The organism is Maribacter forsetii DSM 18668, from assembly GCF_000744105.1.
Lineage (GTDB): Bacteria > Bacteroidota > Bacteroidia > Flavobacteriales > Flavobacteriaceae > Maribacter > Maribacter forsetii.
The window spans coordinates 920,446-934,588 of the sequence record NZ_JQLH01000001.1; the positions used below are offsets into that span (position 1 = coordinate 920,446).

15 protein-coding genes are annotated in these 14,143 nt (G+C 34.8%); 7 read left to right on the top strand and 8 right to left on the bottom strand.

The annotated features are described in order from the left end of the window. Nucleotides 1-26: 26 nt before the first annotated feature. From clpX to P177_RS03850, 6 genes are all read right to left on the bottom strand, one after another. The gene (gene clpX / locus P177_RS03825) at nt 27-1,262 is read right to left on the bottom strand and encodes an ATP-dependent Clp protease ATP-binding subunit ClpX (protein WP_036151996.1); all 1,236 of its coding nucleotides are present in this window, start codon (nt 1,260-1,262) and stop codon (nt 27-29) included. 87 nt (nt 1,263-1,349) lie between these two features. Beyond that, entirely contained in the window at nt 1,350-2,030 is a 681-nt protein-coding gene (clpP, locus tag P177_RS03830) for an ATP-dependent Clp endopeptidase proteolytic subunit ClpP (protein WP_036151998.1), read from the bottom strand. 88 nt (nt 2,031-2,118) lie between these two features. Then, nucleotides 2,119-3,441 (bottom strand): trigger factor, encoded by a 1,323-nt coding sequence (gene tig / locus P177_RS03835; RefSeq protein ID WP_036152000.1) that lies wholly within the window; start codon nt 3,439-3,441, stop codon nt 2,119-2,121. Nucleotides 3,442-3,541: 100 nt separating this feature from the next. After that, nucleotides 3,542-3,889 (bottom strand): phage holin family protein, encoded by a 348-nt coding sequence (locus tag P177_RS19605; protein WP_084684625.1) that lies wholly within the window; start codon nt 3,887-3,889, stop codon nt 3,542-3,544. Between the two features lie 26 nt (nt 3,890-3,915). Beyond that, complete coding sequence (locus P177_RS03845; protein ID WP_036152004.1) at nt 3,916-4,692, bottom strand: alpha/beta fold hydrolase; 777 nt, start codon at nt 4,690-4,692, stop codon at nt 3,916-3,918. After that, the gene (locus tag P177_RS03850) at nt 4,689-5,402 is read right to left on the bottom strand and encodes a pyridoxine 5'-phosphate synthase (protein ID WP_036152006.1); all 714 of its coding nucleotides are present in this window, start codon (nt 5,400-5,402) and stop codon (nt 4,689-4,691) included. Before P177_RS03850 ends, P177_RS03845 begins: the two co-directional genes overlap by 4 nt. A gap of 92 nt (nt 5,403-5,494) precedes the next feature. On the opposite strand from P177_RS03850, the gene P177_RS03855 reads away from it, so the two are divergent. From P177_RS03855 to P177_RS03885, 7 genes are all read left to right on the top strand, one after another. Beyond that, nucleotides 5,495-6,151 carry a CBS domain-containing protein gene (locus tag P177_RS03855; protein WP_036152008.1) on the top strand — a complete coding sequence of 219 codons (657 nt, stop codon included), beginning with the start codon at nt 5,495-5,497 and terminating at the stop codon, nt 6,149-6,151. Between the two features lies 1 nt (nt 6,152). Beyond that, nucleotides 6,153-7,034, top strand: a complete 882-nt coding sequence (locus P177_RS03860; protein WP_036157752.1) for an NAD kinase — start codon at nt 6,153-6,155, stop codon at nt 7,032-7,034. Nucleotides 7,035-7,147: 113 nt separating this feature from the next. Beyond that, nucleotides 7,148-7,834: a type IX secretion system protein PorG gene (gene porG, locus P177_RS03865; RefSeq protein WP_036152010.1), complete on the top strand. Its 687-nt coding sequence runs from the start codon at nt 7,148-7,150 to the stop codon at nt 7,832-7,834. An 8-nt stretch (nt 7,835-7,842) separates the two neighbouring features. Next, complete coding sequence (locus tag P177_RS03870; RefSeq protein ID WP_036152012.1) at nt 7,843-8,583, top strand: isoprenyl transferase; 741 nt, start codon at nt 7,843-7,845, stop codon at nt 8,581-8,583. 4 nt (nt 8,584-8,587) lie between these two features. Then, nucleotides 8,588-11,185, top strand: a complete 2,598-nt coding sequence (locus P177_RS03875; RefSeq protein WP_036152014.1) for a BamA/OMP85 family outer membrane protein — start codon at nt 8,588-8,590, stop codon at nt 11,183-11,185. A gap of 103 nt (nt 11,186-11,288) precedes the next feature. Beyond that, nucleotides 11,289-12,140 carry an OmpH family outer membrane protein gene (locus tag P177_RS03880; RefSeq protein ID WP_036152016.1) on the top strand — a complete coding sequence of 284 codons (852 nt, stop codon included), beginning with the start codon at nt 11,289-11,291 and terminating at the stop codon, nt 12,138-12,140. Nucleotides 12,141-12,192: 52 nt separating this feature from the next. Then, the gene (locus P177_RS03885; RefSeq protein WP_036152017.1) at nt 12,193-12,702 is read left to right on the top strand and encodes an OmpH family outer membrane protein; all 510 of its coding nucleotides are present in this window, start codon (nt 12,193-12,195) and stop codon (nt 12,700-12,702) included. Nucleotides 12,703-12,750: 48 nt separating this feature from the next. Here P177_RS03885 and P177_RS03890 read toward each other — a convergent pair whose 3' ends face one another. Both P177_RS03890 and P177_RS03895 read right to left on the bottom strand, forming a co-directional pair. Further along, nucleotides 12,751-13,605: a glycosyltransferase family 2 protein gene (locus P177_RS03890; RefSeq protein WP_036152019.1), complete on the bottom strand. Its 855-nt coding sequence runs from the start codon at nt 13,603-13,605 to the stop codon at nt 12,751-12,753. Between the two features lie 15 nt (nt 13,606-13,620). Beyond that, nucleotides 13,621-14,142 carry a methyltransferase gene (locus P177_RS03895; RefSeq protein ID WP_036152021.1) on the bottom strand — a complete coding sequence of 174 codons (522 nt, stop codon included), beginning with the start codon at nt 14,140-14,142 and terminating at the stop codon, nt 13,621-13,623. Between the last annotated feature and the right edge of the window lies 1 nt (nt 14,143).

A 14,143-nucleotide genomic window follows, 5' to 3' on the forward strand; every position in this document is an offset into this window, starting at 1 on the left:
TTTATATTCTTTAATCAAATGTAACTTTAAGAAACTGCTTTCAGTTTTTTAATGGTATCATAAGATAGCATTTCTTCGGCGTAAGGTTTTGTAACCTTAAAGTTCGTTTCTCCAGAACTAGGCATTTCAAACATGGCATCTGTAAAAATAGCTTCGCACAATGAACGTAGACCTCTGGCTCCAAGTTTGTATTCTATGGCTTTTTCTACAATATAGTCCAATGCTTGATCTGTAATGGTAAACGTTATATCGTCCATCGCAAACAATTTTTCGTATTGTTTGATAATTGCATTTTTTGGTTCCGTTAAAATTGCCCTTAGGGTTTTCTTGTCTAACGGATTCATGTGCGTAAGTACCGGAAGTCTACCAATAATTTCTGGTATAAGACCAAAATCTTTTAAATCTTTTGGGATGATGTATTGTAATAAATTATCATCATCTAAAGTGCTGTCAGATTTTGAAGCGCTATAACCTACCGCTTGCATATTTAATCTTTTGGTAATGGCGCGTTCTATACCATCAAACGCTCCACCTGCAATAAATAAAATATTTTCTGTATTTACTTCAATGAATTTTTGGTCGGGGTGTTTTCTGCCTCCCTTTGGCGGTACATTTACGGTTGTTCCTTCTAACAACTTCAATAAACCTTGTTGAACTCCTTCCCCAGAAACATCTCTTGTTATAGAAGGGTTATCGCTTTTGCGAGCAATTTTATCAATTTCATCAATAAAAACGATACCTCTTTCTGCTTTTTCAAGATTGTAATCTGCCGCTTGTAAAAGGCGGGTTAAAATACTTTCTACATCTTCACCAACATAACCAGCTTCTGTCAATACAGTTGCATCAACGATTGCCAATGGTACATTAAGTAACTTGGCAATGGTTTTTGCCATTAAGGTCTTACCTGTACCGGTTTGCCCTACCATTACAATGTTACTTTTTTGAATTTCTATATCATCTTCTTGTGAAGATGGTTGTAGTAATCTTTTATAGTGATTGTAAACTGCAACGGACATTACCTTTTTGGTACGCTCTTGTCCAATAATGAAAGTGTCTAAAAATTCCTTGATTTCTTGAGGCTTCTTTAGAACAAGTTCAGAAGAAAGATCATTGGTCTTTGTCTGTTTTGACTCTTCTGCAACAATGCCATGAGCTTGTTCAATACAACGGTCGCATATATGTGCGTCGAGACCGGCAATCAACAAATTTGTTTCAGGCTTTTTTCTACCGCAAAATGAACATTCTAAATTTTCCTTTGCCATTATCTATCTTCTCTATTCTATTCCTTAACGATCAAAAATCGTTTTTGGTTTAAAAATCATTAATTTATTTGATTCAATTGGTCGAAATTATTTCTTCTCCCTTACCAATATTTCATCAATCATACCGTATTTAAGAGCTTCATCAGCTTTCATCCAGTAATCACGGTCACTATCATCACGTACTTTTTCAATATCAGTGCCCGAGTGTTCAGCAATGATTTGATATAGTTCGTCTTTCAATTTCAATATCTCTCTAGCGGTAATTTCAATATCACTAGCTTGACCTTGTGCACCTCCAAGTGGTTGGTGAATCATAACACGAGAGTGTTGTAAACCACTACGTTTTCCTTTTTCACCTGCACATAAAAGAACAGCGCCCATTGAAGCTGCCATACCTGTACAGATAGTGGCAACATCAGGAGTGATAAACTGCATAGTATCATAAATACCTAAACCAGCATATACGCTACCACCTGGTGAGTTAATGTAAATTTGGATATCTTTCTTAGCGTCAACACTTGCTAAAAACAATAATTGTGCTTGTATAATATTAGCTACTTGGTCGTTAATACCAGTACCCATAAAAATAATGCGATCCATCATTAAACGCGAATAAACATCCATAGCAACAATGTTCATAGAACGCTCTTCTATAATGTTTGGCGTCATGTTCGTTGGGTACATGCTGCTCATGATAGAATCGTAATATGTGCTACTAATACCTTGGTCGTTTATAGCGAAATTCTTGAATTCTTTTCCGTAATCCATAAATTGTATGTCTATATTTTAGAGTAAAAAAAGGTGCCGAAAATTTCATTTCCGGCACCGTAAAGATACTTAATTTATTGTTTGGAATTTATCCATAAACTTCTTTCACGAAATTTTCATAGGTAACTTCCTTTGTCTTAAGATTCGCTTTTTCTTTGTAAAGATTCAATAGTTTCTGACTCATCAATTGTTCTGATAGTCTTTTTACTTCATCTTGGTTGCCAAGAACTCTTGCAGCAATAGAATCTAATTCTTCTTCTTTAGGATCTAATTGACCAAATTGTGCCATTTGAGAACGAATAAATCCTTTAGAGAATCCTTTCAATTCATCAAACTGAACTTGTAGTTCATTATCCTTTATTATTTTTCCTTCAATAAGTTGGTAACGTAAGCCTTTTTCAGATTTAGCATATTCTTCAACAGCTTGTTCCTCAGATAATGGCTCTTCACCAGTCATTTGAATCCATTTTGTCAAGAAACCAGTTGGTAATTCAAATTTTGTATTGTCAATAAAATATTCGGTAACATCGTTCAATAACTTTTGATCCGATTGTTGCTCAAATTGTTTTTCAGAATCCTCTTTGATGCGCTCTTTTAATTCCTTTTCGGTCTTAACGCTGTCTGGGCCAAAAAGTTTATCAAATAATTCTTGATTTAATTCAGCAGCTTCTCTTTCGTTAATTTCAGAAATGGTGAAAGTAACTTCAGTATCCAATGCCTCAGCTTTCTGTTTATCAATGCCTAAAGCGCTTGATAACATATGATCTTCATTGAAAAGACCCTTTGTTTTCAATGTAACAACATCACCAACTTTTTTGCCTTTTAAAGCGTCTAAAGCTTTTTTGCTCTTCAATTTGTCAGTCTCAATCAATGTTTTGTTGTCGATTTCTTCTGCTACATTAGCGAAAGTTCCACTTACTTCATCATTCTTGCTAACAACATCTTTGCTTACAAGTTTACCGTATTGCTTTTGAATACGTTCAACTTGCTCGTCGATCATTTTCTTGTCGGCAACAATTTTATATTGAGTGATCGCTTTTTTGGTTTTCAAAGAAACTTCAAAATCAGGAGCTAATCCTAATTCAAATTCAAAAGCCAATTCATCTTGGTCCCAATCAAAATTGTCTTGTTGTTTTGGTAAAGGATTACCTAAAACGTCTAACTTTTCTTCTGTTAGGTATTTGTTGAGATTGTCTTGCAACAATTTATTTACTTCATCTACCAATACGGCTTTACCATACTGCTTTTTAATAAGACCCATAGGAACTTGGCCTTTTCTAAAACCAGGAATATTAGCTTGCTTCTTATAATCCTTTAAAATGGTGTCAACCTTATCTTGGTAATCTTCTTTTGTGATAGCAACTTTAACTACTGCATTTAAATCGTCTATCTGCTCTTTCGTAATATTCATTCCTTAATATCTATTTGCATGTGTAAAATGGGATGCAAAAATACTACATTTTGCAAAGTCAACCAATTTTTTAAAGTATTGAATTTCAAATCACAAGCAACTATGACTTGTCATCTTTTAACAGTGTAAAAAAGATTGATTGTAAAAATGATAGCAAGAGACTAAAAATCAATGCCCACCAAATATTTCCAACCGCAAATCCGTCAATAAGTTTATCCGCCAATAAAATAATTATTGCATTAATGATCAACAGGAAAAGACCAAAGGTAATAACGGTTACCGGTAGCGTTAAAATCACTAAAATAGGTTTCACTAGTAGGTTTAAAATGCTTAAAACAACTGCTACGATTACTGCGGTAATAAAACTGTCTACAGATACATTGGGTAATACATTGGCTAGAATTACAACAGCAACTGCACTTAATAGAATTCTTAAAATTAGTTTCATGGCTTATGGTATTATACGATTATAGTTTATTCTTGGTTTAAAAAGGTAATTGATTTTTCAAAGAACTGTTTAGGGTTTTCTGCATGTAACCAGTGCCCTGCATTATCAATAGTTTCAACTGTAGCTTTAGGGAAATGACGTTGTATGATATCAAAATCATTGTTGGTTACATATTCAGATTTATCGCCTCTTAGAAATAGGGTCTGACCATTAAAACTGTCTGAGCTATTGATATTGTCACCAATTTCTTCCATCTTATCGCTCAATACTTCTAAATTAAATTTAAAGCAAAGCTTTTTGTCATCGTTTCTTTGTAGGTTTTTCAATAAAAATTGTCTGATCCCTGGGTTAGATAGATGTTTCTTTAATTGTTCGTCGGCATCTTTTCTAGATTTTAAATTGGTGGTGTCAATGGCATTTAAACCATCAATGATTTCTTGGTGATGTGGTGGGTAATATTTTGGGGCTATGTCCGCTATAATTAATTTATTGACCCGTTCAGGGTAAGTGCATGCGAATTGCATGGCGGTTTTGCCTCCCATGGAATGACCTATTAATGCAGTATTTTCTATATCGTGTGCATCTAGATAATTTAGAAAATCATCAGCAAGTATGTCATAGTTGAAATCTGGCGAATGAAAACTTTTACCATGATTTCTTTGGTCAATGAGGTGAACACAGAATCCGTTTTCTGCGTATTGTGCACCTAGCGTTTTCCAATTGTCAAGCATGCCCAGAAATCCGTGTAGAATGCATAAAGGCTTACCTTCTCCTAAAATTACCGAATGTAATAGCTGTTTCATTTTAATCTATGTAAATACATGTTCACCACATTGTCCAGTCCTAAGTATAATGCTTCACTAATAAGTGCATGACCAATAGATACTTCTAGTAAGTTAGGGATATTTTTAGCGAAATATTCAATGTTGTCCAAACTTAGATCATGACCGGCATTAATTCCAATTTCTAATTCGTTGGCACGTTTGGCAGCTTCAATGAATGGTCTTATAGCTTCTTCTTTATTTTTTTCGTAGTCCGTAGCGTAACTTTCAGTGTATAATTCTATTCTATCTGTACCAACCGCTTTTGCACCCTCGATCATTTTTGGATTGGGGTCAACAAATATTGAAGTACGGATGCCGGCTTCTTTGAAGGTTTTGATGACATCGGTTAAGAATTCTTTGTGCTTTATAGTATCCCAGCCTGCGTTTGATGTGATGGCATCTACAGCATCTGGTACCAGTGTAACTTGTTCTGGTTTCACTTCTAGAACCAATTCAATAAATTTTGGAACCGGATTACCTTCAATATTAAATTCTGTATTTACCGTGTTTTTTAAATCTCTCGCATCCTGGTATCTAATATGACGTTCATCTGGTCTAGGGTGAATAGTGATTCCTTGCGCTCCAAAACTTTCTAAATCTTTAGAAACCTTAAGTAAATCTGGAACATTGCCGCCACGGGCATTTCTAAGAGTTGCAATTTTGTTTACGTTAACGCTAAGTTTTGTCATTATGTCTTATTTACCTTTTAGGAGCATCAAAAATACAAATAAGGCACGCCTTTTGATATTATTAATTGTTATTTTGCGTTATATAAAGGTCTATGAATATTCAAGAACATATCATTACGAGCTTACCGGTATTCGATATCAACGATACTGCTGAAAAAGTATTAGCGTTTTTTCATGATACCACCTATTCCCATATTGCTATTTTGGAGGATGGAAGGTTTTTAGGGCTTTTCTCTGAAATAGATGCTGACGGATTGCTACCGGAGTCTAAAATTGAGGAGTTTAGATACGAACTTCAAAGTTTTTTTGCTCGTAGAGATACCAATTGGCTAGATGTGTTGGAAGTTTTTGCTAGAAATGAAGCTAATTTAATTCCGGTTCTTAATGAAAAAGAAGAAGTTACGGGTTACTATTGTTTAACCGATGTTGTTGCGGAATTTATTGACACGCCGTTTTTTACCGATCCAGGTAGTATTTTGGTCGTAGCAAAAGGTGTTAAGGATTATTCATTTAGTGAGATTTCGCAGATAGTGGAAAGTAATAATGCCAAACTTTTTGGTGGTTTTATTACCGATACCCAAAATGATGTAATTCAGGTGACCTTAAAAATTACAGCAAATAACTATAATAAGGTAGTGCAGACTTTTAGACGTTACAATTACCATATTATATTTGGTAACAGCGATGACCAATTTTTAGAAGACCTAAAAAACAGATCAGATTATTTAGATAAATATCTTAATGTATAATATGAAAGTAGCTGTTTACGGTCAAACTTATCAAGATAATGCCATTGAATACCTCATTGAACTGTTAGATGAGTTGCAAACGGTATCTGCAGAAGTTCATATTGAAAAAGATTTTTACGAATTATATAGATCTAAAGGTAATAGTCAAACCTTTTCCGTTTTTACAATGGAAGAAGGGTTAAATGCTTCTTTTGATATGTTTGTTAGTTTTGGTGGCGATGGTACCATATTAAGGGCAACAACTTTTGTGAAAGACCTTGGTATTCCTATTGTGGGTGTTAATACCGGTAGGTTAGGATTTCTTTCAACCTTTAAAAAAGAAGATGTTAGAAAAGTAGTTCAAGAATTCAAGCAAGGTGCATATACTGTAGTGGAGCGTAGTTTGGTGCAATTGAATACGGAAAAATTGGATGCCGAGTTTGGGGACTTAAATTTTGCATTGAATGAAATTACCGTGAGTAGAAAAGAAACTACTTCTATGATTACGGTAGAGACATATTTAAATAACGAATACTTAACATCATATTGGGCAGATGGATTAATTATTTCAACTCCAACTGGATCTACTGGGTATTCCTTAAGTTGTGGAGGTCCTGTAATTGTGCCTACTGCTAAATCATTGGTGCTGACCCCAATTGCCCCTCATAACTTAAATGCGAGACCACTGGTTATTTCCGATGATACTGTAATTCGTTTGAAAGTGTCTGGTAGAGAAGAAAACCACTTGGTTTCTTTAGATTCTAGAATTGCATCATTAGAAAATGGAGAGGAGATAACTATAAGTAAGGCGCCTTATACCATTAAAATGATAGAATATACTTCAGAAAGTTTTTTAAAGACCTTAAGAAATAAGCTTCTTTGGGGTGAGGATAGGCGAAATTGAGCCAACATTTAAACAATAATTGTCCTTAATCACTGTTTATCTTTTGAGAACATTAAAATTATTGCATTTTCAGTTTTACATTAGATATCCGCAATAATTGTAAAATCTATTTTATGCGTTACATAACGTTATTAGTATTGCTTTTTTCACTGTCAGGTTTGCAAGCGCAGACGTATGAGGTGGGTATTTTTGCCGGTGGTGCCAATACAATTAGTGATGTTGGTAGAACAGATTATCTGTTGCCTTCCAATATTGCCTTTGGTGGTTTGTTTAAGTGGAACATTAGTAAGAGATATGCATGGCGTGGTAGTTTAACTTACGGTAAGTTTACCGCAGATGATAATAAATCTAGTTCTACGGCAAGGCAGCAGAGAGGTTATGTTATAGATAATTCAATCTTTGAAGGTTCTGTGGGCTTGGAATTTAACTTCGTAGAATATAATTTACATAAACTTGGTCCGGCATTTACGCCCTATTTATATACAGGTCTTACCTATTTTAGGTATGATTATCAGTATTTTAATGGTGGTGTTCTACAAGATATAAATCAAAAAGAAGGAAGTTTTGCAGTGCCAATGACTGTTGGTTTTAAGTATCGTATCAATCAGTTTCTTATTTTTGGGGGCGAAATAGGGGCTAGGTATACTTTTACGGATAACTTAGATGGTAGTAATCCTGAAGGTTCTAACTTTGAAGAGTTCCAATTTGGTAATATATTTAGCGATGACTGGTATGTATTTTCCGGTCTAACCTTAACGTACACTTTTGGAAGAAAGCCTTGTATGGATTGTTTTGAGTAAATTTTAAGATGAGTGATATAAACGATATTGATAAACTGAATGTTCCAAAGCACCTTGCTATTATTATGGACGGTAATGGTAGGTGGGCTAAAGAACGCGGTAAACTAAGAGTTTTTGGTCACGAACACGGTGTAAAAACTGTCAGAATTGTTGTTGAGCAATGTGTTCAATTGAAAGTTGAATACTTAACATTATATACTTTTTCTACGGAAAATTGGAATAGACCTAAGATAGAAGTGCAGACACTTATGCGCTTATTGGTGTCTTCTTTAAAGAAAGAACTTAAAACTTTTAACAAAAATAACGTACGCCTAAATACTATAGGTAACATAGATGCGCTTCCTGCTAAGGCATATAAAGAGTTGGTCGAAGTAATGGATCAAACAAAGCAAAACACAGGCATGACGTTAACTTTGGCTTTGAGCTATGGTGCTCGTGAGGAGTTGCAATCTATGGTGAAAGAGATAAGTACCAAAGTTAAAAATAATATAATTTCAATTGAAAACATTGACCAAGAAATTATAAATAGCCATCTTTACACGCATGATTTGCCAGACGTAGACTTGCTAATCCGTACTAGTGGAGAACATCGGATCAGCAATTTTTTATTATGGCAAATAGCATATGCAGAGTTATATTTTATTGACGTATATTGGCCTGATTTTAGAGAGCATCACTTAGTTGAGGCCATAAAAAACTACCAGAACAGAGAACGAAGATTTGGAAAAACAAGCGAACAACTCACTTAAAGATATGACCAGGTTCATATCATTGAACCACTTTTTAACTACCCTTTTATTTTTGACCACCTTTATTGCCGCCGCACAGGATGCTTCCTATGAGGACGGCAAAAGCTATATTTTAGGAGGTTTAGACGTTACCGGACTGCAAAGTTATAATGAGCAAACGGTGAAAACTTATACTGGGTTAAGAGTAGGTCAGCCTATTACATTGCCAGGAGAACAAATTAGCGAAGTCATAAAAAAATTATGGGGTCTAGAGCTTTTCAGTGAAATTGACATCTTTATTACTAATATAGAGGAGAACACCGTTTTCTTGGAATTGAACATAATTGAACGTCCAACATTGACTAATGTTAAGTTTTATGGTGTTAAAAAAGGTAAAGTTGAAAGCCTTATTAAGGATACTGACCTTAAAAAAGGGAAGAAAATTACTGAAAGTTTAATTTCCAATTCTAAAAACTATATCACCAATAAGTACAAAAAGCAAGGCTATTTAAATGCCGATGTTAATATTGCTACTTCTAAAGATACTACTGATACCAATACACAGTATATGGTAGTAAACGTTAATAAAGGAGATAAAGTTAAGATTCGTGATATCATATTTGAAGGTAATGAACAGTTGTCTGACAAGAAATTACGTAAAGCTTTAAAAAATACTAAGAAGAAAAAATTTGGTCGTTTCTGGAAAAAATCAAAATATATTCAAGAAGACTATGAAGAAGATCTTGGTCTACTTGTAGATAAATTTGCAGAGAATGGATATCGTGATGCCCGTGTTTTGTCTGATTCTATTATTAAAGTCGATGAAAATAACATTGATTTAAAGATAAAGGTAGAAGAGGGAGATAAGTACTATTTTGGTAATATCGACTTTGTAGGTAATACAGTATATACGGATCGTCAATTAAATCGAGTTTTGGGAATTCAAAAAGGCGATACTTATAATGGTGTATTATTACGTGAAAGAATTGCGGATAATTCTAAGCCAGACCCAAGTGACGTAACTAGTTTGTATCAAAACAATGGGTACTTGTTTTCTACTATTAATCCGGTAGAAATGTCTGCTGCTAACGATACTATAGATTTTGAAATAAGAATTATAGAAGGTAAAGAGACTTTCCTAGATCACGTTACGGTTTCAGGTAATGATAAAACCAATGATCATGTAATCTATCGTGAATTACGTACAAGACCTGGTCAAAAATACAATAAGGCAGATATTATTAGAACTATTCGTGAATTAGGTCAACTTGGCTTTTTTGATGCGGAGCAGATTACACCAGATGTTTTGAATGCCAACCCAAATGAAGGTACGGTAGATTTGGCATGGAACCTTGTTGAATCTGGTTCTAGCCAAATTGAATTACAAGGTGGTTATGGTGGCGGTGGTTTCATTGGTACTTTAGGACTATCGTTTAGTAACTTCTCTATTCAGAATTTATTTAATGGTGAAAAGTACAAACCAGTACCAATGGGTGATGGACAAACTTTTGCACTTCGTTTGCAGGCAAGTCAAACATACAGGGTTTATAGCTTAAACTTTGCTGAACCATGGTTAGGTGGTAAAAAGCCGGTACGTTTTAATTTAAGTATGTCTAGAACACAACAATTTGCAGCTTCTTTTGATACTAGTGGAGATATTGATATTGATAAAGATCAACAGTTTTCTATTACGGGTATAACTGCAGGTTTGGCAAAACGTGTACAATGGCCGGATGATTTCTTTACCATTTCACACTCACTAAGTTACCAGTTATATGATTTTAGAAATTACAACATAGGGCTGTTTAATTTTGGTGATGGTAAGGCTAACTCATTGGCGTACACTTTTGGTATCTCTAGAAGTTCACAGGGACCAAGTAGAATATTCCCTATGTCAGGATCAACATTTGAAATGTCTGCAAAATTCACTCCTCCTTGGTCTTTGTTTAGTAATAAAGATTATAGGTCTTTGCAGGATCGATCTGATGAGATTGAAGACATCGCATCGGTAAATAGAACAGCTGCTGAACAAGCAGAACTAGAAGAAATTGATCAAGAACGTTTTAGATGGTTAGAGTATTATAAGGTGAAGTTTAAAGGTGATTGGTATACTACTCTTGTTGATAAACTAGTACTTCGTAGTAATGCGGAATTTGGCTTTTTAGGGAACTATAATAGTGCCGTTGGTGATGTGCCTTTTGAAAGATTTTACGTAGGTGGTGATGGTTTAGGTAATTTTACACTAGATGGTAGAGATGTAGTTCAGCTTAGAGGTTATGATGAGCAAGCTATTACCCCTTATTCTGATGATGGGTCTGTAGAAGGGGCTTTACTTTATAATAAATTCTCGCTAGAGTTAAGATATCCACTAACATTGAAACCTTCTGCATCTATATATGGACTTGCATTTTTAGAAGGAGGTAATTCTTTCAACAATTTTCAGAACTTTAATCCGTTTGAATTAAAACGATCGGCCGGTGTGGGGCTGCGTATCTTTATGCCAGCATTTGGTTTGTTGGGTATTGATTTTGGTTATGGGTTCGATGAAGATCTAAATCCAGCGTCTTCAGGTCAAGGGCCAAGCGGATGGCAAACTCACTTCATTATTGGTCAACAGTTTTAATTTTCATTGAATTATTATATTCGTGCTTTATGCTAATCCTTTAATTTTAAAAGATTTAGTAATTTTGGCACGATATTTTCTATAGGATTAAACGACATTAACAATGAGTACAAAGACAAGAGTTCTATTAGTGGTTTCGGTCATCTTTATGACTATGCAGGGTTTTGCCCAAAGAGGGGTAAGAATGGCTTATGTAGATATGGAGTACATACTACAGAATGTAGATGAGTATAGAGAAGCGACCGAGCAGTTAGAAACCAAAGTACAACGTTGGAAGATTGAAGTTGAGCAGAAGCAAAGTGTTGTGGAGCAGATGAAGAAAGATTTAATGGCAGAGAAAGTGCTGTTAACTCCAGAGCTTATTGAAGAACGTGAAGAGGAAATTCAAATTTTGGAACGTGAGATGATCGAGTACCAACAAGATCGTTTTGGACCACAAGGAGATTTAGTATTGCAAAAAAGAAGGTTGATACAGCCTATACAAGATCAAGTGTTCAATGAAGTACAGAAAATTGGCACGAATAAAAAGTATGATTTTATTTTTGATAAATCTGCGGATGTTGTAATGTTGTATTCCGAAAAAAGGCATGATATCAGTGATTTGGTACTGAGAGGCATTGCTAGAACAAGAAAAATTAGCAAACCAACGAAAAAATCAAATGATCGTAGTAGATTAGATGATTTTGAAGGAGAAGAGGAAGAGGAAGTAAGTGAGGCATTACAAGAACGCTTGGATAAAGCAACACAAGCAGCCGAAACAAGAGAGAAAAGTGCAGCAGATGCGAAAGCGGAGCAACTAAAATTACGAGAAGAAAGAAAGAAAGCGTACGAAGAAAGAAGAAAGAAGTTGTTAGAGGAGCGCGAGGCTAAAAGGCAAGAAAAGTTGAAAGAAAGAAGTGACAATAAAGAAGAAGAAAATAGCGATACCGAAAAAGATGATAACGGTACTATTTAAATAGGTTTAACGACCGTACATTAACACTCAAAATTGAATTAAAATTACACTCATGAAACAAGTAAAACAAATTGTGGTAGCCTTATTGTTGTTCGTAGCAACGACAAGTTTTGTAAATGCCCAAAGTAAAGTAGCTCATATAGATGTTACTCAATTATTATCGGCAATGCCAGAAATGAAAGCTGCAGAAGCAGAGCTTAAGAAATTACAAGAAACTTACAATGCAGATATTGAAGGTTCAATGACAGAATTGCGTAACAAGTACACGCAATACCAAAACGAAGCTGCTGCGAAGTCTAAAGAAGAAAACGAAAAAAGAGCGGTAGAATTACAGGGTTACGAAAAGAATATTGGTGAAGCTCAACAAAGAGCTCAACAAGAATTCCAAAAGAAACAAGCTGAGTTATTTGCTCCTATATCTGAAAAAGCAAAAGCTGCTATAGAGCAAGTTGCAGCTGCACAGGGCTTTGATTATGTTATTGATGCGCAAGCAGGTGGTGGTTTAATCGTTGCAAAGGGTAAAGACCTTTTAGCTGATGTTAAAAAACAATTAGGTTTCTAATTAGAACCTCATAGAATATAAAAAAGCCATCTATTTAGATGGCTTTTTTTATGATTTAATTTTTCTCCTAATATTCTTCCACCGCAGGTCTTTGATGAATTTGCCTTCTTCTTCAGTTACTAAATAAGCAGTATTATTTCGTGTAGCTTGGATGTATCCCAGCATATTGTTCCAAAATGACTTTATAGATTTATTTTTCAAGGCCATTTTCAAAGAAGCAATAGTTGTGATTATAAATCCATAACGCATACTGTACATTGCTTTTCCCTGTAACCTTTTAGCTTTGGCGTTATATGCTTTTCCGGTGGGTCTTAAATGCTTTACCTTAAGTTGGGAGTCGGTAAGTATAGAAAACTCGTGAAACCTTGCTAAGAGCTCATCTACTGTATCCCATCCCATTGCGTTTTTCAATCCATCTATCGCCTTAAAACAAGCTTTAGAATAGGCTTTGATTGCGCCTCTAACATGATCTTTATCCATTGGGTGATTTAAAACCCATTTACCTGTGCTATTTTGCTCATAAATAAAGCCACCCGCAATACCCAAATTTTTATTTGTTTTAAAATGTGCGCTTATCACTTCAAAGTAATTAGAGGGTAAAATTACATCGGCATCTAATTTTACAATGAAATCGTAATTGTTATCTAATAAATTAAGCCCCTTGTTGAAAGCATTTATTACTTTGCTACCAGGCATGTGTTGTGTAGAAGAAGTAGAATTAAGTTTTTTAAACAAGGTGTTCCCAGAACAGTATTGGTCTATTATAGATTCTGTATTGTCGGTAGAGTTGTCATTGATTAAAATGACTTCTTTGGGTAAAAGCGTCTGCTGTAAAATTGAGTCTAGTGTGCTTTTTAAAAAAGCTTCTTCGTTGTGTATAGGAATAACTATGTAGTAATCCATATTTGATATAGTCTCTTATTTTCTGGTAGCGTAAACAATATAGTACCTAGGTGTAAATAACCTTAGAAAAGGTCTAAAGCCTAGCTTTTTTACAGGATTGGTCCATTTCATTGAATCTTGTATTTCCCAACCGGCTTTTTCCAATAACCAATCAAATTGCCAATCCTCAAACTCATGATAATGTCTATCCCATTTATCCGTTTTACTTCTATATGCGGGTGAAAACCAAAGCTTCAATGGAATACTTGCTACAAGTTTTTTAGATTTAGAATTGGATAAAAGGTGTAACGGCGCTAACAAATGCTCAAATATTTCAAATGCTGTCATTACCTCGGCATCTGTATTGGTTACGGAACTAAAGTCAATATCTAAATCCTCTCCGCTAGTATTGGTTACTTGGTAACCGTCTTGTTGCATTATTTTGGTAAACGGATTCTCTACCCCTAAATCTAGTATAGACTCATTGGTGTTGATGTGTTTACGTAAAAATTGTAATGTATGCTTGTAGCGTTTGTTCGGAAAAGTGTTCTCGTACATG

Coding starts and splice junctions, on each gene's coding strand:
- P177_RS03880 (WP_036152016.1), top strand. CDS start 11,289: ATGAGTACAAAGACAAGAGTTCTATTAGTGGTTTCGGTCATCTTTATG.
- P177_RS03855 (WP_036152008.1), top strand. CDS start 5,495: ATGAATATTCAAGAACATATCATTACGAGCTTACCGGTATTCGATATC.
- P177_RS03870 (WP_036152012.1), top strand. CDS start 7,843: ATGAGTGATATAAACGATATTGATAAACTGAATGTTCCAAAGCACCTT.
- P177_RS03845 (WP_036152004.1), bottom strand. CDS start 4,692: ATGAAACAGCTATTACATTCGGTAATTTTAGGAGAAGGTAAGCCTTTA.
- P177_RS03875 (WP_036152014.1), top strand. CDS start 8,588: ATGACCAGGTTCATATCATTGAACCACTTTTTAACTACCCTTTTATTT.
- P177_RS19605 (WP_084684625.1), bottom strand. CDS start 3,889: ATGAAACTAATTTTAAGAATTCTATTAAGTGCAGTTGCTGTTGTAATT.
- P177_RS03860 (WP_036157752.1), top strand. CDS start 6,153: ATGAAAGTAGCTGTTTACGGTCAAACTTATCAAGATAATGCCATTGAA.
- P177_RS03885 (WP_036152017.1), top strand. CDS start 12,193: ATGAAACAAGTAAAACAAATTGTGGTAGCCTTATTGTTGTTCGTAGCA.
- P177_RS03890 (WP_036152019.1), bottom strand. CDS start 13,605: ATGGATTACTACATAGTTATTCCTATACACAACGAAGAAGCTTTTTTA.
- clpP (WP_036151998.1), bottom strand. CDS start 2,030: ATGGATTACGGAAAAGAATTCAAGAATTTCGCTATAAACGACCAAGGT.
- tig (WP_036152000.1), bottom strand. CDS start 3,441: ATGAATATTACGAAAGAGCAGATAGACGATTTAAATGCAGTAGTTAAA.
- P177_RS03895 (WP_036152021.1), bottom strand. CDS start 14,142: ATGTACGAGAACACTTTTCCGAACAAACGCTACAAGCATACATTACAA.
- clpX (WP_036151996.1), bottom strand. CDS start 1,262: ATGGCAAAGGAAAATTTAGAATGTTCATTTTGCGGTAGAAAAAAGCCT.
- P177_RS03850 (WP_036152006.1), bottom strand. CDS start 5,402: ATGACAAAACTTAGCGTTAACGTAAACAAAATTGCAACTCTTAGAAAT.
- porG (WP_036152010.1), top strand. CDS start 7,148: ATGCGTTACATAACGTTATTAGTATTGCTTTTTTCACTGTCAGGTTTG.